This is a genomic window from Streptomyces sp. AM6-12 (genome assembly GCF_044327085.1).
Classification (GTDB): Bacteria; Actinomycetota; Actinomycetes; order Streptomycetales; family Streptomycetaceae; genus Streptomyces.
In genome coordinates this window covers 6225090-6242987 of record NZ_JBIQWN010000001.1, presented here as the reverse complement: position 1 = coordinate 6242987, position 17898 = coordinate 6225090, and the positions used below count along the sequence as shown (strand labels likewise).

The following is a 17898-nucleotide window of genomic DNA, read 5'->3' as shown; positions in this document are numbered from 1 at the left end:
CGCGGCGGGGTGAACTCGCCCTCCAGACCGGGGAAGACGAACGCCAGCCGGTCCCCCGGCCCGCCCAGCAGTGGGGTCGGCCGCAGCCACACGTCGCCGCGCCCCTGCCAGGGCCGGCCCTTCTCGGCCGCCCGCCGCGCGAGCGCGAGCCGCTTGGCATCAGGTGCCACGATCCCGAGCCTGGCCGGTCCCGCCCCGGTGTGCGCGGAGGCCGGATCGAGCCCGGCGGCCAGGACGGCGGAGTCGTCGGCGTCAAGCATGGCGGCGAGGTGCTGCACGGAGTCGGCCGCGAGAAGGAGGATGCGCTCGGGTTCGGCGACGCGGGCGGCCGGGGCGGGGGTGGGAGCGGGGGTGTGTCCGGGGTCGGGAATGCGTCCGAGGACGGGGGCGTGTCCGGGGGCGAGGGCGACCGTGCGCCGGGTGGCCGGTGCCTCCTCCAGCACCACATGCGCGTTGATCCCCCCGAAGCCGAAGGCGTTGACGGCGGCCCGGCGGGTCGGCTCGTCGGGGTGCCGGTCCCAGGGGCGGGCCCGCGCCAGGGTGCGGAAGCGGGTGGCGCCGAGGCGGGGGTGGGGGTCCTCGCAGTGCAGGGTGGGCAGCAGGGTGCCGTGGTGCAGGGCGAGGGCGGCCTTGACCAGGCCCGCGACCCCGGCGGCCGGCATGGTGTGGCCGATCATGGACTTCACGGAGCCGAGGACCGGCCGCTCCTCGTCGTCCAGGCCCGCTCCGGGCCCGAACGCCTGGACCAGCGTGGTGAGTTCGGCGCCGTCACCCGCGGGGGTGGCGGTGCCGTGGGCCTCCAGCAGGCCTAGGGAGTGGGGTGCGGCGGGGTCGAGTCCGGCGGCCCGCCAGGCCTGGCGCACGGCGCGGGTCTGCCCGCCGGGGTCGGGGCTGACGAGGCCCGCGGTACGGCCGTCACCGGCGACGCCGGTGCCACGGATGACGGCGTAGACGCGGTCGCCGTCACGTTCGGCGTCCGCGAGCCGTTTCAGTACGACGACCCCGGTGCCCTCGCCGATGAGGATGCCGTCGGCGTCCCGGTGGAAGGGCCGGATGCGCTCGCTCGGGGACAGGGCGCGCAGCTGGGAGAAGACGCTCCACAGGGTGATGTCGTGGCAGTGGTGCACTCCCCCGGCCAGCATCATGTCGCAGCGGTGGGCGCCGAGTTCGGCGACCGCCTGGTCGACGGCGACCAGTGAGGAGGCGCAGGCCGCGTCGACGGTGTAGGCGGGTCCGCGCAGATCGAGCCGGTTGGCGATGCGGGAGGCGGCGAGGTTGGGGACGAGGCCGATCGCGGACTCGGGGCGGTCCGGGCCGAGCCGTTCGGTGAACGCCGTCCGGACGCGGTCGAGTTGGTCCGCCGATAGGTCGGGGACCAACTCGCCTAGAGTACGGACGAGTTGGCTCGCCGTGCGGACGCGCTGGTCCAGCCGGGCGAGGCCGGGGGTGAGGTAGCCGCCCCGGCCGAGGATCACGCCGATCCGGTCCCGCGCGGGCAGTCCGCGCTCGCCGCCCGCGTCGGCGAGCGCGGCGGCGGCCACGTCGAGGGCGATCAGCTGGTCGGGTTCGGTGCCGGGGACGGCGGCGGGCATGATGCCGTACCGGGTGACCTCCACCTCGGCCAGGGCGTCCACGAAGCCGCCGCGCCGGCAGTACACCTGGTCGGGGGCGGCGGGTCCGGCGCCGGGCGCGAGCGGGCGGTAGTAGTCGGCGTCCCAGCGGCCCGCGGGCACTTCGCCGATCGCGTCGACGCCGTCCCGCAGGTTGCGCCAGTAGGTGTCGAGTCCGCGCGCGCCCGGCAGGAGCACCGCCATCCCGACTATGGCGATGGAGGGTTGACGATTCGTCATCTCACCAGCCCGAGGCGGTGTAGACGACGGCACGGGCGGCCGGGTCGCCCCAGGCGAGTTCCCGGAGCAGGGCCGCGGTGCCCTCGTCGGGGTCGATCATCGCCACGCCGCGGCGGGCGTACTCGCGGCCGAGTTCCGCGCCGACCATGCCGGTGTGGCTGCCGGACGGCGCCCAGGGGCCCCAGTGCACGGTGAGCGCGCGGTGCCCGGTGCGGGCGGCCCAGTCGGCGCCGAGCGTCTCCAGGGCGTCGTTGGCGGCGGCGTAGTCGCACTGACCGCGATTGCCGAGGACGGCGGCGATGCTGCCGAACAGCACGGTGAACGCGGGTGCGCCGGGCAGGTCGTCCAGGGCGGCGAACAGCGCGGTGGCGCCCGCTGTCTTGGTGCCGTAGACCCGCTGGAAGGAGTCGGGGGTCTTGTCGGCGATCAGCCGGTCCTCGATCACCCCGGCCGCGAACACGACGCCGTCGAGGCGGTCGTGCTCGGCGTGGATCTCCTTGACCGTCTGGAGCACCGCGTCCCGGTCCCGGAAGTCCACCGCGCGGTAGCGGGCGGCGCTGCCCAGCGCGGTGAGTTCGCCGAGCGTCGCGGTGATCTCCCGCTGGGCCAGCAGGAGTTCAGCGGTCCGGTTGATCTCGGCGGGCTTCGGTGCGCCGGGCGCGGACGCGAGTGCCGCGCGCAGTTCGACCGGGGTGCGGGCGGCCCGCGTCGCCGGGGATTCGGGGGCGGTCGGGGCGGGAGTGCGGCCGAGCAGTTCGATCCGGCAGCCGCAGGCGGCGGCCAGCGTCGCCGCGAACCGGGCGGTGATGCCGCGGGCGCCCCCGACCAGCAGGACGACGGAGTCCCGGTCGAGCCCGAGCGCGGCGGTCTCCGCGGCGCCGGCCCCGGCGGGGCCCGCACCGATGCTGCCGAGCGAGCCGAGGGGGACGGGGCGGAGGTCCAGCGCCCGGCGGGTGCCGTCGGCGGAGCGGAGGACGACGGAGAGCGGGGCGGGAGCCCCGCCCCCTTCCTCCGCCTCAGCCTCTCCCGCCGCCCCTTCCCCTACCGAGGCTCCTGCCCCTGTCCGCGCCCGCGCTGTCGCCCGTGCCGGTGCGCACAGCTCCGCCAGCACCGCCTCCGCCACCGCCGCCGGGCCGGTGTCCTCGACGGCCAGCACCCGCGCGACCACCTCCGGGTACTCCCGCCCGACCGTGCGGAACAGCCCGTCGAGCCCAGCCGCCCGTACGGCGTCGGGGCCCTGCGCGGCGCGCACGGCCAGCAGCCGGCCCGCACCCTGCGTCAGCGCCGCCTTGACCACGGGGAAGGCGTCCGGCAGCACCGGCAGGTCCGGTCCAGGCAGCGCGCCCAGGTACACGACCGCGTCCGCCCTCCCGTCGGCCGCCCCGAGGGCATGCCCCCGGTCGAGCAGGACGACCTCCGCGCCCCCCGCGTCGAGCCGTGCCGCCACCTCCGCCGCCGCTCCCCCGCCGTCACCCAGCAGGAAGACCCGCTGCCCGACGAAGGCGGACGCGGTCTCCGGCTCGGTGTCGGGCAGTGCGACCGCCCGTATCTCGAAGCGCCGGGGCGCCACACCGAGCGGCGCCGCGTCCGGCTCCGGGAGCGGTTCCGCCGGTTGACCGGAGTCCGTACCGCCGCCGACCCGCGCCGCCAGCCACGCCGTGACCGCCGCCGCCGTACGCGCCTTGGTCAGTTCCTCCAGCTCGGCATCGGCCAGCAGCTCCGCGCCCCCGGCGATCCCCAGCCGCTTGGCCAGCTCGCCCGCGATCTCGGCGCGCTTGATGGAGTCGATGCTCAGGTCCGCCTCCAGATCGAGATCGGGCTCGATCATGTCGACGGGGTATCCGGTGCGTTCGCTGATGATCTCCAGCACGATCCGCCCCACGTCCGCACCGGACGCGGCCACCACCTCCTCCCGCGCTGCCGGAGCGGCCAACTCCGGGGACACGGGAGCGGGTTCGGCGGCCGGCAACGCCTGCGGGGCGACCGGCACGACGGACGCGTCCGGGGCCACGGGAGCCGGTGGTGTCCCCGTCCCTCCGAAGTAGGTGAGCAGCACGTCACGTTGCGCGGCGATCATCTCCCGTCCGCTCCGCAGGAATTCGGTGATGAGCGCGTCCCGGTCGACCGGGGTGCCGTCGGGCTGGTCGGTGGTCACAGTCGTCTCCACGACGCGTCGGGCCGGTGCGAGGGCACCGGCGAGCGGGGCTCCGTCGGCGGTGCGGACCAGGTGTCCGTCGACCGTCCAGCCGGGCCGGGCGGGGGCCGGGGCACGCAGCGCGTCGACGGCGTCACGGCCCTGGAGGAGCCAGGCGGTGCGCACGGGGACGCCCGCGGCGGCGAGCCGGGCGAGGGCGTCCAGCCAGCCGGGCAGCCCGCCCTCGGGCCGGGGTTCGGGGGCGATGGCGCGGTGCGGGCGGTCACCGAGGATCTGCCCGACGAGCCGGGTGAGGACCGTACCGGGGCCCGCCTCGACGAAGATCCGCGCACCGGCCTCGTACATGGCCTCGATCTGCGCGGCGAACGCGACCGGCGCCCCGATCTGGGCGGCGAGTTCGGCGCGCACCCCGTCCGGGTCCCGCGGATAAGGTGCCGCGGTGCGGTTGGCCCAGACGGGGAACTCGGGCGCCCGCACCGGCTGGTCGGCGAGGGCCTCGGCGAACCGCGTTCCGGCCCCGGCGACCAGCGGGCTGTGGAAGGCGCAGGCGACCGGGATCCGCTGGGCGCCGAGTCCGGCCGCGCGCAGCAGCCGTACGGCGGTATCGATGTCCGGGGCCGGTCCGGAAATCACCGTCTGTGCAGGCGAGTTGAGGTTGGCGACGACGACGGCCTCCGGTGCCCCGGCGTCGTGCAGGGCGCCGAGGACGTCCTCGGCGGGTGCGCCCACCGCCGCCATCGAGCCGGGTTCGTCGCCCGCCGCCGCCAAGATGGCGGCGGCCCGTTCGGTGCTGAGCCGGGGCAGGGTGTCCGGGTCGAGGGCGCCGGCGGCGGCGAGGGCGACCAGTTCGCCGTAGCTGTGTCCGGCGGCCAGGTCCGGGTGGACGCCCGCCGCGGTGAGGAAGGCGTGGGCGGCCAGGCCCGTGGCGCCCAGGGCGGGCTGGGCGGCCCGCGTGTCGGTCAGGGCGGCCCGGCGGCGCTCGCGCACGGTGTCGTCGAAGGCGGCCGGCGGATAGACGACGGCGGCCTGGTCCGGGTGGAGATGGTCACGCAATTCAGGCAGGAGGACGAGGAGTTCGGCCAGCATGCCGGTGCGCTGGCTGCCCTGTCCGGGGAAGAGGAAGGCGACCTTGCCGCCAGCCGGGTCCGCGCGGTGGACCTCCGCGTCCCCCTGCCCGTCGAGGACCGCCCGCAGCCGCTCGGTCAGCTGCGCCACGTCGCGTGCGACGAAGGCCACGTGGACCGGCTCCCGCGAGGTGTCGGCGCGGTGGGCCGCGGCGCGGGCGAGGTCGCGCAGCCGCCAGGGCCGTCCCTCGGCCTCGGCGGCCTGGAGGAGTTCGGCCATCTGCCGGTGCGCGGCCCGCTCGTCCCGGCCGCGGAACAGGAACAGTTCGGCGGGCCACTCGTCCAGGGTCTGCCGGGGCGGCGCCGCGTCCCCGTACGCGGCCAGCACGGCATGGAAGTTGGTGCCGCCGAACCCGAACGCGCTGACTCCGGCGTAGCGTTCGCCCGCGGGCCGGGTCCAGGGCCGGGCGGCGGTGTGGAAGGCGAAGGGGCCGGCGTCCTCGGTCCAGGCCGGGTTGGGGCGCCGCAGGTGCAGGGTGGGCGGTGTGATCCCGGTGTAGAGGGCGAGGGCCGTCTTGATCAGTCCGGCGAGTCCGGCGGCGCACTTGGTGTGCCCGATCTGCGACTTGACCGAGCCGAGTGCGCAACCGCCGGTGCGGGCGCCCGCCTCGCTGAACACCTCGCCGAGGATGGTGAGTTCGGTGCGGTCGCCCACCACGGTGCCGGTACCGTGCGCCTCCACCAGGCCGACCTGCGCGGGCGAGACACCCGCGTTGCGGTACGCCCGCTCCAGCGCGGCCCGCTGGCCCTCGGGGCGGGGCGCGGTCAGGCCGAGGGAGCGGCCGTCGCTGGCGGAGCCGAGGCCCTTGACGACCCCGTAGATCCGGTCGCCGTCGCGTTCGGCGTCCGCGAGCCGCTTGAGCACCACGCACGCCACTCCCTCACCGAGCGCGATGCCGTCGGCCCCGGCGTCGAAGGCGCGGGAACGGCCGGTCGGGGAGAGGGCGTGGACGGAGGAGAACAGGACGTAGTCGTTGACGCCGTTGTGCAGGTCGGCGCCGCCGCACAGCACCACGTCGCTGGTGCCGGAGACGAGTTCCTTGCAGGCCACGTCGAGCGCGGCGAGGGAGGAGGCGCAGGCGGCGTCGACGGTGAAGTTGGCGCCGCCGAGGTCGAGGCGGTTGGCGATGCGCCCGGAGATGACGTTGGCGAGCATGCCGGGGAAGGAGTCCTCGGTCAGCCGGGGCAGTTGGCCGTCGAGTGCGTCGGGGACCTTGCCGTAGTACGACGGGAGTACGGCTCGCAGGGTCGCCGCGTTGGACAGGTCGCTGCCCGCCTCCGCGCCGAAGACGACGGCGGTGCGCGAGCGGTCGAACTCCCGACCCCGCTCGCCGTATCCGGCGTCCTCCAGGGCGCACCGGGCCGCCTCCAGGGACAGCAGCTGCACGGGCTCGATGCTGCCGAGGGACGTGGGCGGGATGCCGTAGCGCAGCGGGTCGAAGGGGATGCGGGGCAGGAAGCCGCCCCATTTCGAGGCGGTGTGCCCGGCGGTGTGGTGCACTTCCGGGTCCCAGCGCTCGGCCGGCACCTCGGTCACCGAGTCCCGCCCGGCGACGATGTTCGCCCAGTAGGCGGCGAGGTCGGGGGCCTGGGGGAACATGCAGGCCATGCCGACGATCGCGACGTCGAGCGGTGCGGGCGGCGCCGGCTCCCACTCGGTGGCCGCGGGCCGGCCGCGGGCGGCGAGGAAGTCGGCGGCGCCGTCGGTCACCGAGTGGTGCAGGGCCACCATGGTCGTCGTCGCCGTGCGCAGGACGGCGACCTCTCCGGCCATGAACATCCCGTCGGCGAGCTGCCGTTGCTCGTCGACCGCGCGCAACTCGCCGTCTTCGGCGCGCTCCACGCCCTTGCTGGCGATCCGCAGTCGCCCCACGTTGAGGCGTTCCAGCGTCTCCCACACCTCGCGGTCGGGCAGTCCGCCGGTCCGCAACCGGCGTTCGCGGTGCCGGTAGTCGTCGGTGAACGGGCTGGGCACGCAGCGGGTGGCGTGGCCGGGCGCGGTCTCCAGCAGGGCGGTCGCGGTGGCGGTGCGGACCTGTTCCTGGAAGACCGGCCGGATGGCGCCGTGGGCGACGGCCTCCTCGGTGAACAGGTAGGCGGTGCCCATGAGGATCCCGACCGCGGCGCCCCGTGCGGTGAGCGGCGCGGCGAGCGCTGCGACCATCGCGGCGGACCGTTCGTCGTGCACGCCGCCCGCGAAGAACACCTCCACCTGAGCCGCCGCCTCGGGTTCGGCATCGGCCAAGTAGTCGTCCAATACGGCGAGTTGCGCCTCCCACAGCGGGAACGACGCCCTGGGCCCGACATGCCCGCCGCACTCCGAACCCTCGAAGACGAACCGGCGCGCACCGGCCTGGAGGAACTGCCGCAGCAGCCCCGGCGAGGGCACGTGCAGGAAGGCGCGGATCCCGGCCCGCTCCAGCGCCTCGGCCTGTGCGGGCCGCCCGCCCGCGATGATCGCGTGCGTGGGTCGCAGCTGCCGTACGACCTCCAGCTGGGCGTTCCTGATCTCCTCGGGCGCGAAGCCGAGCACGCCGACGCCCCAGGGCCGTCCGTCCAGGACGGCCCGTGCCTCGGTCAGCATCGTCCGGGTCCGCACGCCGTCGGCGAGCGCCAGCGCGAGGAAGGGCAGCGCGCCGTCCGCGGCGACGGCGGCGGCGAATCCGGCCTGGTCGCTGACCCGCGTCATCGGCCCCTGCGCCACCGGCAACCGCGTGCCGAGCGCCCGGCTCATCGCCGATCCGGGCCGCAACGCCCGCCCCGAGTCGGGCTCTTGCTCCGGCCGCATCGCCGCCGTCATCCCCCGCACCACGCCCCGTACGTCACCGAAGCGCTCGGCGAACCGGGCGGCGAGGAAGCCGTCCTGGCCGAGGGGGAGCAGTTGGCGGGCCGGGTCGCGGGCGCCGAGAAGGGCGGCGACCGCCGCGGGGTCGTCGGCGGGCAGCGACGGCGCGTCGGGGCCGCGGCGGCGCAGCACCCGGTGACCGCCGATCACCACCGTTTCCGCGCCGTCCAGGGACCGCAGCACCGCCCGCAGCTCCTCCGGCAGCCGGGACTCGGGCAGCAGCGCGAGCTGGCTGTCGAGGACGACACCGGCGGCGCCACCCGCCATGGCCGCGGCCGCCGTCCGCGGGCCGATGCCGCCGCAGGCCCAGACGGGCGTGCCGGTCAACTCCTCGTCCGCCAGCAGCTGTTGCAGCAGCACGAAGGTGCTCAGCTCGCCGATCCTGCCGCCGCTCTCGGCGCCTCGGGCGATCAGCCCCCGGGCACCGGCCCGGACGGCGGCCCGCGCCTGCGCGAGATCGGCGACCTCGGCCAACACGCGGTGATCCGAGGCCAGTTCGGCGAAGCTCCAGGGCGTTTCCGGGGCCGTCAGGTCCGACGCGAGGACGACCAGGCCGGGGCCGTCGGGCAGGTCGGCCGGGGTGAGGGCGCACCGGGCGGTCACCCGGACGCCGTACGGGCCCGGCGCCGATCTTCTCAGCCGGGACAGCTCCTGCCGACATCTTCGGTCGCCGTCGCCGAGATCGAGGACGCCGAGCGCGCCGGCGCCGGTGGCGGCCGCGGCGAGGCCCGCGTCGGGTTCTCCGAACGGGGTGAGGCACAGGATCAGGTCATGGGCGCGCACAGGGGAGGTCATGAGACTCCGACACAATCGGCGAAGAGCACGGTGGGGGTTTGTGCGGCGGAACTCGTCGGTGCGAGGGCACCGGAAACTAGCGAGGGGCTACTCGCGGGTCAACAACGCCGGCCGGCGGGCGCCCGCCGTGGCCATGATCCGGCCAGGCCGCCAAATTCCCCGCAAGCGCCGAGAAATCGGAGCTTGTGGGTCATCGGTGCGGGCACCCGCTCACCCGAGCCGGTGCGCCACATCGCCACAAGCCCGTCAAAGCGCTCTCCCGCTTCACCCTTCACTCACCCACCGGCAACGCGCCGTGACACCGGGACCGTGTCTGTAAATTCCGCATGACCTTTGACCCCTGGCGGGGATGCGCACGGGCCGGAAAGCGCCACAAGACCTGAAATGCCCCCGACTCCACGAAATGAACAAGGCCGGGCCCCCGACACACGTCGGGGGCCCGGCCCTCACCGGTCTTCCCAAGGATCCCTCAGCCGTTCGGCCGCAGGGTCCACACCACCGTCATCTCCCCGGTGACGGCACCGTCCTCGCGCTGGATGGCGATGGCGACCGGGAACTCCGGCCGGCCGCCCGCGTCCAGCTCGGCGACGACCTCGGCGGCCGGGCGGCCCAGGGTGGCCGTCGCCGTCACCGGGCCCTTGGCCAGCTTCTTGTAGCCGATCTCGGCCCGGACCGCGAGCGGCACCGCGCGCGAGAGCTGGTCGCCGAAGGCCGTGAGCACGATGGCGCCGCTGGCGGACTCGGCCAGCGTGAACATGGCGCCGGCGTGGGGGCCGCCGATGTGGTTGTGGTAGTCCGGCTGATCCGGGAGCCGCAGCACGGCGCGCTCCGCGGTCACCTCGACGAACTCCAGATTCAGGGTCCGCACCATCGGGACCGCGGTGGCAAGCATCTCGCCCATCGAGGCGCTGTCAACAGTCATGGGCTCGATGTTACCGGCGAGTAGAGCCTGCTGACCAGCGTGGTCCGCATCCGCTCCGCACGACCTTCACACCGCTTCGCTACGGCCCTGACGAGATCCCGTGACCGAACCGTGCCGCCGCCGCACTAGTGTTGTCGGCCATGTGGCCAGATCAGCAGCCGCCCGGGGGCGCGCAGAACCCGCAGCAGAACCCGTACCAGCAGCCGGGTTACCAGCAGCAGCCGAATCCGTATCAGCAGCCGGGCTACCAGCAGTACCCGCAGGGGGGCCAGCACCCCGGTGCCGGTCAGCAGCCGGCGGCCGGTCAGCAGCCGGGCCCCGGCCAGTACCCGCAGGCCCCCGGCCCGTACCCGCAGGCCCCCGGCCTCTACGGGCAGCAGCCGCAGTGGGGCCAGCAGCCGCCCACCGTGCCGATCCAGCAGCCCCCGCAGGGCGGCGGCGACGGCGGCGGCAACCGTACGAAGCTGATCGCGATCGTGGCGGCCGCGGCCGTGGTCGTCGCCGCCTGTGTGACCGGCGTGCTGGTCCTCGGCGGCGGCAAGGACGGCAAGGACACCAAGGCGGACGGCAAGGACACGCACACCAGCCAGGCGCCGACAGGCGCTTCGTCCAGCCCCGCCTCGACCGACAACCCGCGCGCCGCGGAGAGCGAGAAGCCGACCGTGCCGGGCTGGAAGGTCGTGGTCAACCCCAAATGGGGCATAGCCTACGACGTGCCCTCGGACTGGCAGGCCCAGGCGCCCGACCTGGAGGTGGGCTTCGAGGACAACAAGTCCACCAGCGGCAAGCCGCTGATCGTGATGTCGGGCACGGCCGAGGACGAGCCCAAGTGGTGCACGTCCGACGACGACAAGGACGGCCGCACCGACGACACCCCGCTCGCCGTGGTGGGTTCCAAGGGTGCCAGCGGCGCGAAAAGCACCGACCAGATCGCCGTCAACACCCCGGCGTGGTGGGTCTACGGCGGCTACACCCAGCCGGACAAGAAGAGCGTCACCTTCGACAAGAAGGCGACCCCCTTCACCACCACGTCCGGGATCAAGGGCAGTTACGCGTGGGCGAGGTCGAGCGGCACCCCGCAGAAGGGCAAGTGCGCGAGCGACGGCAAGGCCCTCACCTTCGGCTTCCAGAACTCGGCGCACGACTACGTGTCGTTCAACTTCTACGGCGCCAAGGGCGTCAAGGACGAGGTCCCGAACGCCACGGTGATGAAGATCCTCGGCTCCGTCCGGCTGCACGGCACCCCCACCTCCGACTGACGCGGGGCGCGGGTGCGGAGGCGGGACGTGCCCCGCGCGCCCGGCGTTCAGCCGATGCCGAACGACCCGCCCGGCGGCACCGGCGAGGGCACCGCGTCCGCGTCCCCGACCGGCCGCGCGGTGCCGATGAACTCCCGTAGGGCCGTGCCGTGCTCGACCCGCGCGGGGAAGACGTCCGCCGCCACCCGGCGGGCCAGCGCGGCGATGTCCGGCGGCCGGTGCGCGGCGACGAGCACCGCGTTGCCGAACCGCCGCCCGCGCAGCACCCCCGGCTCGGCGACCACCGCCAGCTCCTCGAAAACCTCGGCGAACGTGGCCAGTTGGGAGCGCAGGAAGGCGAACGGCGCCGCGTCCGCGAGGTTGGCGAGATACGTCCCGCGGGGCCGCAGCACCCGCTCGGCCTCGCGGGCGTAGGCGAGGGCGGTGAGATGCGCCGGGACGCGGGAACCGCCGAAGACGTCCGCGATCAGCACGTCGGCCGCGTCGTCCGGCGCGGACCGGAGCCAGGCGCGGGCGTCGGCGGCGTGCACCGCGACGCCCGCGCCCTCGGGCAGCGGCAGATACTCGGCGACCAGCTCCAGCAGCCCCCGGTCGGCCTCCACGACGTCCTGCCGGGAACCGGGCCGGGTCGCCGCGACGTACCGGGGCAGGGTCAGCGCTCCCCCGCCCAGGTGCAGCACGTCCAGCGCCCGGCCCTCGGGGGCCACCGTGTCCAGCGCGTGCCCGAGCCGGCGCGCGTACTCGAACTCGAGGTACGTCGGCTCGTCCAGGTCGACGTACGACTGCGGCGCCCCGTCGACCGTCAGCAGCCAGGCCCGCTCCCGGTCCACATCGGGCATGAGCTTGGCGGCGCCGTGGTCGGTGGTGCGGAAGACGGGTATCTGCTCGGTCACAGGTTCATTGTGACGCGCCCCGCGAGGGCCCTACGAACCGACGGAGACCACCGTGCCCGCGCCGACCGTCCGGCCGCCCTCGCGGATGGCGAAGCCGAGTCCCGGCTCCAGCGGCACCTCCCGCCCCAGCTCGACGGTCATCTCCACCGTCTCACCGGGCCGGGCCACGGCCGCCGCGCCGAGGTCGACGGCCCCGGCCACGTCCGCGGTACGGATGTAGAACTGCGGCCGGTACCCGGTCGCGATCGGTGTCGTACGACCCCCCTCGCGCCCCGACAGCACGTACACCCGCGCCGTGAACCGCCGCGCCGGCACCACGCTGCCCGGCGCCGCCACGACATGCCCCCGCCGCACCGCGTTCCGGGGCACGCCCCGCAGCAGCAATGCCACGTTGTCCCCGGCATGCGCCTGCGGCATCGGCTTGCCGAAGGTCTCCAGGCCGGTGACGACACTCTCCACGCCGTCCGCGCCGAGCACCGCGACGCGGTCCCCGAGCCTGAGCGTGCCGCGCTCCACGGCGCCGGTGACGACCGTGCCCCGCCCGGTGATGGTGAGGACGTTCTCCACCGGCATCAGGAACGGCGCGTCCAGATACCGCTCGGGCATCGGCACGTACGTGTCCACCGCGTCGAGCAGCGCCTCGATGGACGCCGTCCAGCGCGGGTCGCCCGCGAGCGCCCGCAGCCCCGAGACGCGTACCACGGGCACCGCGTCGCCCGCGTAGCCCTGCGCGGTGAGCAGGTCGCGGACCTCCAGCTCGACCAGGTCGACCAGTTCCTCGTCGGCCGCGCCGTCCGCCTTGTTGAGGGCGACGACGATGTGGTCGACGCCGACCTGCCGGGCGAGCAGGACGTGCTCCGCGGTCTGCGGCATGATCCCGTCGAGCGCGGAGACCACGAGGATCGCCCCGTCGAGCTGCGCGGCGCCGGTGACCATGTTCTTCACGTAGTCGGCGTGACCTGGCATGTCCACATGGGCGTAGTGGCGGGTGTCGGTCTCGTACTCGACGTGCGCGATGTTGATGGTGATGCCGCGCGCGGCCTCCTCGGGGGCGCGGTCGATGCGGTCGAAGGGCACGAAGGTGCCGGTGCCGCGCTCGGCGAGGACCTTGGTGATGGCGGCGGTCAGGGTGGTCTTGCCGTGGTCGACATGACCCATGGTGCCGATGTTCAGGTGCGGCTTGGTGCGCACGTAGGCGGTTTTGGACATGGCTGTACCTCGAAGCCTTCGCTGTCGTACGGAAGTTGAGGACCCCCAGGAGTGGCCGACCCTCCCCCTGCGGGGTCCGCCGGGCGATCCGGGGAGGGTCAGCTTCGGGCGCCGTCGACAGCGGCCGCGAGCGTGGGAACGGCAGCCTTCGGCACATCCGCGACCGCGGATGCTGCGAGGTGGAAGGCGTACCGGAACATGAGGTCGATCATCGCCGACGGGATGTCCGGCGTCGAATGGTTTTCCGCCGGTTCACCCGCACCACGCCCGCCGAGGCGACCGGCGCCGCCCCCGCCCAGGGGTGGCGCCCTGCGGGTCGGACGCACCCGCCTGCGCGATGTTGGTGATCCGGCACACGATGACGCCGCCGTCACCGCCACCGCCCGCCCCGTGTACCGGCCTTCAGGCCGACGAGGGGCCGCCGCGCCGAGCCGGGAGGCCCGTGCGGGTCCACCGGCGGGCGGCCGCACCGCTCCGTGCGTACGACGAGGCCGTCCGGGTCGCCCTCTATCATCGGCGTCGGCCGTCGAAGTCTTCCAGGGGGTCACGTGCTCGATGCCACCACCGTCCCCGCGCCGCCCGTGCCCCGCGCGGGGTTCACGGCCCGCTGCACCCGTGCGCTGCTGTCGCCGTGGGCGCGGTTGACCCTGCTGCTGGTGCTGCTGGCGGCCGCGGGCGCGCTGGTGCTGCTGTTCGATCCGCAGCGACTGCTGACCCGAGGCTGGCCGCCGCAGGCAGGCGGGCTGCTCGCGGCGCTGGGGTTCGGGGCGGGTTACGGGCTGTGCACGGTGGCGTTCGTGCCGCGCCCCCTGCTGAACCTCGCGGCCGGCGCGCTGTTCGGCTCCCAGCTGGGCCTCGGGACGGCGCTCGCCGGGACGGTGTTCGGGGCCGGCCTGGCCTTCGGGCTCGGTCGGCTGCTCGGGCAGGACGCGCTGCGCCCCTTGCTGCGCGGCCGGTTGCTGCGGGCGGCGGACGGGCAGCTGAGCCGGCACGGGTTCCGGTCCATGCTGGCCGCGCGGCTCTTTCCGGTCGTCCCGTTCTGGGCGGCGAACTACTGCGCGGCGGTCTCCCGGATGGGCTGGTCGCCGTTCCTGCTGGCGACGGCGCTCGGGTCGGTCCCGAACACCGCCGCCTACGCGGTCGCCGGCGCCCGCGCCTCGACGCCGACATCGCCCGCCTTCCTGCTCGCGATGGCCTGCATCGCCGTACCGGCCCTCGTGGGCACGGTGGTGGCGTGGCGGCAGCGGCACCGGCTGCGCGGCAGGTGACGGGGGTCCGGTGACGCCCGGTCAGAGGGCTTCGAGGATCATCGCGTTGGCGAGGCCGCCCGCCTCGCACATCGTCTGGAGGCCATAGCGGGCGTCCCGTTCGCGCATGGCGTGCACCAGGCTGGTGGTCAGCCGGGTGCCGCTGGCACCGAGCGGGTGGCCGAGGGCGATGGCGCCGCCCTTGACATTGACCTTGTCCAGGTCGGCGCCGGTCTCCTGCTGCCAGGCGAGGACGACGCTGGCGAACGCCTCGTTGACCTCGAACAGGTCGATGTCGCCGAGGGAGAGGCCGGCGCGGGCGAGCACCTTCTCGGTGGCCGGGACGACCCCGGTGAGCATCAGCAGCGGGTCGGAGCCGGTGACCGCGAAGCTGTGCAGCCGGGCGAGCGGGCGCAGGCCGAGCCGGGCGGCGGTCTCGCCGGAGGTGATCAGGACGGCGGAGGCGCCGTCGTTGAGCGGGCTGGTGTTGCCCGCGGTGATGTTCCACTCGATCTCCGGGAACCGCTCGGCGAAGACCGGATCGTGGTAGGCGGGCCTGAGGCCGGCGAGGATCTCCGGGGTGCTGCCGGGCCGTACGCACTCGTCGCGGGTGAGGCCCTCCAGGGGCGCGGTCTCGGCGTCGAACAGCCCGGCCTCCCAGGCCGCGGCGGCCTTGCGGTGGGAGGAGACGGCGAAGGCGTCCAGCTGCGCGCGGGTCAGCGACCACTTGGCGGAGATCAGCTCGGCGCTGATGCCCTGCGGCAGCAGGCCCTCGGGGTAGCGCGCGGCGACGCCGGGCCCGAAGGGGTCTTTGCCCGCGGGCACGTTGGACCACATCGGCACGCGGCTCATCGACTCCACACCGCAGGCGACGACGATGTCGTACGCGCTGGCGATCACCCCCTGCGCGGCGAAGTGCACGGCCTGCTGCGAGGAGCCGCACTGGCGGTCCACCGTGGTGGCCGGGACCGTCTCGGGCAGACCGGCGGCGAGCACGGCGTACCGGGTGGTGTTCATGGCCTGCTCGCCGACCTGGTCGACGGTGCCGCCGATCACGTCGTCGATCAGCGCCGGGTCGATGCCGGAGCGCTCGACGAGGGACTTCAGCGTATGGGCGAGCAACTGGACGGGGTGGACCTGTGCGAGGGCGCCGGTGGGCTTGCCCTTGCCGATCGGGGTGCGTACGGCCTCGACGATCACTGCGTCTCGCATGGTGCGGCCTCCTGCGGCGGGCTCGTTCACGAGCATGGTTACCGGTAAGTAGGAAATCCGGACTCACCATAACGCGGCGGGTTGGAAAATCAAACTCACACTCCAATATGCGCCCGCCCATACCGCCCGCAATGATTGGAAATCCAAACTCTCGCCTAAGCTGGGCCGCATGGCCGCACCGAAGGACCCGCGCCCCTGCTCCATCGCCGACACGCTCGCGGTGGTGGGCGAGAAGTACTCCCTGCTCGTACTGCGGGAGGTGTGCCTGGGCAACGGCCGGTTCGACCAGCTGGTGCGCAACATCGGCGCCCCGCGCGACATCCTGGCCGCCCGGCTGCGCCGGCTCGTGGACGCCGGGGTGCTGACCAAGCGCGCCTACAGCGAGCACCCCCAGCGCTTCGACTACCGACCGACCGAGGCGGGACTGGAACTGGAACCGGTCCTGATGACCCTCAAGGAGTGGGGCGACCGCCATCTGCGCCACAACACGGACCTGCCCATGGCCGTGGAGCACAGCTGCGGCCACGAACTGGTCCCGGTGGTCACCTGCCGCGCCTGCGGCTCCCCCGTCCATCACGACGATCTGACGGCCCACCCGCAGGCGCCGGGCTGGACGGTGCGGGGCCCCGTGAAAGCATCCTGAACTCCCGCGCCACGCACGGCAGTTGCCCCATGCACAACTGGGCTCACCGGGCGTCCGGGCCCTCGTTTCGGCCAACTCATGGCCACACCCCGGCGTCAACCCGATCGGGCATATGCCATCTGAACTGGGCCGACCACGAGACGTGGCCGGGGGCGCCGGTGACCAACCACATACCTTCTGCGTAGTGGCGCGGTAGCGCAGTGTCAGCCCTTGCCCCTAGGCTGTCCCGCATGTCCCCCCATCCCTCGCCCCCTGGTTCCGCACGGTCTGCCGCCGAGGTGAACGAGCAGATCCGGGCACTGTGGCTGCGCACCGGCGGCGCCCTCTCGGCCGAGGAACGCACGGAGTACGAACTGCTGGTCGTGGAGTGGGCCAGGGCCGTCCGCGAGGAGATCATCAGGGCCGCCTGACCAGCGGGCCGTTGCCCCCACGCGGCCGACCGGAATCATCGGGCGTCCGCGCCTCGGGTCCACAGGGACAGGTCGCTGCTCGTCGCGACGGCGAGGGTGCGGCCGGAGGGGGAAAAGCCGGCGGCGCGGAATTCGGAGTAGTCGGCGTGGAAGATGTGCCACCAGCGCTCGCCGTGCGGGCTGGAGTGGGGAAGCCGCTGCCGCGGGACAGCAGGACACGGTCGTGTGGCCAGGCCGGCGCCACCACCTTCACGGTCCAGCCGTCCCCGGTGGTGGCGTGCAGGCCGCCGCCGAAAAGCCCGGCGATGTGCACCCTGCGGCCGCCGACCGGGCCCAGGCCCGGACAGGTCAGGTCGGCGGTCGCGTCGGGGGTCTCGTCCGCCGGGTCGGGGTCGCGGTCACGGGCGATCCGCTCCCCCGTGACGGCGTCGAAGAGACCATGGCCGTCGCCCGAGACGACCATCACCAGGTCGCGGCCGTCGCCGGGATGCGTCGCGAAGCCGATCCCGAGCAGCCCGCCGACCGGGGCGCAGGCGATGCGCCGCCAGGGATCGGGCGCCGGTACCACCGGGGCCGCGAGGAGCCTTTGCCGGATCTCCCGCTGGTACGGGGACAGCTCCGGTTCGCCGTCCGGCCGCCCGAGCGGTGGTTCGTTCTTCGTCCGCTGCGTCACCCGGCCATGATCCACGCGCCGCCGGACAGGCGCGGCCCCGCCCCCGGTCTTCCCGCTCGCCCGAACCGCCGAATTTCCCCGCATGCCCCTTGGCTCCGCACCTGCCGTGGCCAAGACTGAGCCGATGACGCAGCGCGCGGAACTCGCGACCGTACTGGACCGGCTGGCCGTGGACGAGTTGGTGACCGCGTACGCGGTGACGGTGGACGACGGCGACTGGCCGGCGTACCCGGCCCTGTTCACGCCCGACGGGAGGGCCGACTACCGCTCGTCCGGTGGGATCGAGGGTGAGGCCGGACAGGTCGCCGGGTGGCTCGCCGAGAACATGGGCGGGTTCGCCGTACGGCAGCACCTGATCGTCAACCGGCGGGTGCGGTTCGGGGTCCTGGAGCATGACACCGGGGACACCGCGCGAGTGCGGGCCGACTATCTCAACCCGATGCGCCGCACCGGCGGGGCCCACCCGGCCCCGCCGGATCTGGAGTGCGGCGGCCGGTACGACTTCGGGCTGCTGCGCACGCCGGACGGCTGGCGGATCGGCGAGGTCGTGGTCACGGAGAAGTGGCGGAGGACGGCCGAGGAGCGCTGAGGGCGTCTGATCGCCGGGTTCCGGGGCCGGGATGTGACGGTCCCGAAACAGGGACCGGCGGAACCGACAGCC

The 17898-nt window shown here is 74.3% G+C and carries 11 protein-coding genes and 1 pseudogene; 5 read left to right on the top strand and 7 right to left on the bottom strand.

Annotated elements, in window-relative coordinates:
* From ACE4Q9_RS28415 to ACE4Q9_RS28405, 3 genes are all read right to left on the bottom strand, one after another.
* Window positions 1-1850 (bottom strand): polyketide synthase (locus tag ACE4Q9_RS28415; protein ID WP_397987071.1); only part of this gene is annotated, 1850 nt, incomplete at its 3' end.
* A gap of 1 nt (window position 1851) precedes the next feature.
* Window positions 1852-8769 carry an SDR family NAD(P)-dependent oxidoreductase gene (locus tag ACE4Q9_RS28410; RefSeq protein ID WP_397987070.1) on the bottom strand — a complete coding sequence of 2306 codons (6918 nt, stop codon included), beginning with the start codon at window positions 8767-8769 and terminating at the stop codon, window positions 1852-1854.
* Between the two features lie 469 nt (window positions 8770-9238).
* Window positions 9239-9691, bottom strand: a complete 453-nt coding sequence (locus tag ACE4Q9_RS28405) for a DUF4442 domain-containing protein (protein WP_397987069.1) — start codon at window positions 9689-9691, stop codon at window positions 9239-9241.
* Between the two features lie 140 nt (window positions 9692-9831).
* On the opposite strand from ACE4Q9_RS28405, the gene ACE4Q9_RS28400 reads away from it, so the two are divergent.
* Window positions 9832-10950, top strand: a complete 1119-nt coding sequence (locus ACE4Q9_RS28400) for a hypothetical protein (protein WP_397987068.1) — start codon at window positions 9832-9834, stop codon at window positions 10948-10950.
* A 47-nt stretch (window positions 10951-10997) separates the two neighbouring features.
* Here ACE4Q9_RS28400 and ACE4Q9_RS28395 read toward each other — a convergent pair whose 3' ends face one another.
* A complete protein-coding gene (locus ACE4Q9_RS28395) occupies window positions 10998-11843 on the bottom strand; it encodes a spermidine synthase (protein ID WP_397987067.1) in 846 nt (281 codons plus the stop codon).
* 30 nt (window positions 11844-11873) lie between these two features.
* The gene (gene tuf / locus ACE4Q9_RS28390) at window positions 11874-13052 is read right to left on the bottom strand and encodes an elongation factor Tu (protein WP_397987066.1); all 1179 of its coding nucleotides are present in this window, start codon (window positions 13050-13052) and stop codon (window positions 11874-11876) included.
* A 548-nt stretch (window positions 13053-13600) separates the two neighbouring features.
* On the opposite strand from tuf, the gene ACE4Q9_RS28385 reads away from it, so the two are divergent.
* The gene (locus tag ACE4Q9_RS28385) at window positions 13601-14320 is read left to right on the top strand and encodes a TVP38/TMEM64 family protein (RefSeq protein ID WP_397987065.1); all 720 of its coding nucleotides are present in this window, start codon (window positions 13601-13603) and stop codon (window positions 14318-14320) included.
* A gap of 21 nt (window positions 14321-14341) precedes the next feature.
* Here the strand turns inward: ACE4Q9_RS28385 and ACE4Q9_RS28380 are convergent, their stop codons facing one another.
* Complete coding sequence (locus ACE4Q9_RS28380; protein ID WP_397987064.1) at window positions 14342-15511, bottom strand: thiolase family protein; 1170 nt, start codon at window positions 15509-15511, stop codon at window positions 14342-14344.
* A gap of 169 nt (window positions 15512-15680) precedes the next feature.
* On the opposite strand from ACE4Q9_RS28380, the gene ACE4Q9_RS28375 reads away from it, so the two are divergent.
* A complete protein-coding gene (locus ACE4Q9_RS28375; protein ID WP_397987063.1) occupies window positions 15681-16154 on the top strand; it encodes a winged helix-turn-helix transcriptional regulator in 474 nt (157 codons plus the stop codon).
* A 230-nt stretch (window positions 16155-16384) separates the two neighbouring features.
* Entirely contained in the window at window positions 16385-16564 is a 180-nt protein-coding gene (locus tag ACE4Q9_RS28370) for a hypothetical protein (protein WP_397987062.1), read from the top strand.
* A gap of 35 nt (window positions 16565-16599) precedes the next feature.
* Here ACE4Q9_RS28370 and ACE4Q9_RS28365 read toward each other — a convergent pair.
* Window positions 16600-17237: pseudogene (locus tag ACE4Q9_RS28365) on the bottom strand (hypothetical protein).
* Between the two features lie 124 nt (window positions 17238-17361).
* On the opposite strand from ACE4Q9_RS28365, the gene ACE4Q9_RS28360 reads away from it, so the two are divergent.
* Complete coding sequence (locus ACE4Q9_RS28360; protein ID WP_397987061.1) at window positions 17362-17826, top strand: nuclear transport factor 2 family protein; 465 nt, start codon at window positions 17362-17364, stop codon at window positions 17824-17826.
* The last annotated feature ends 72 nt before the right edge of the window (window positions 17827-17898 follow it).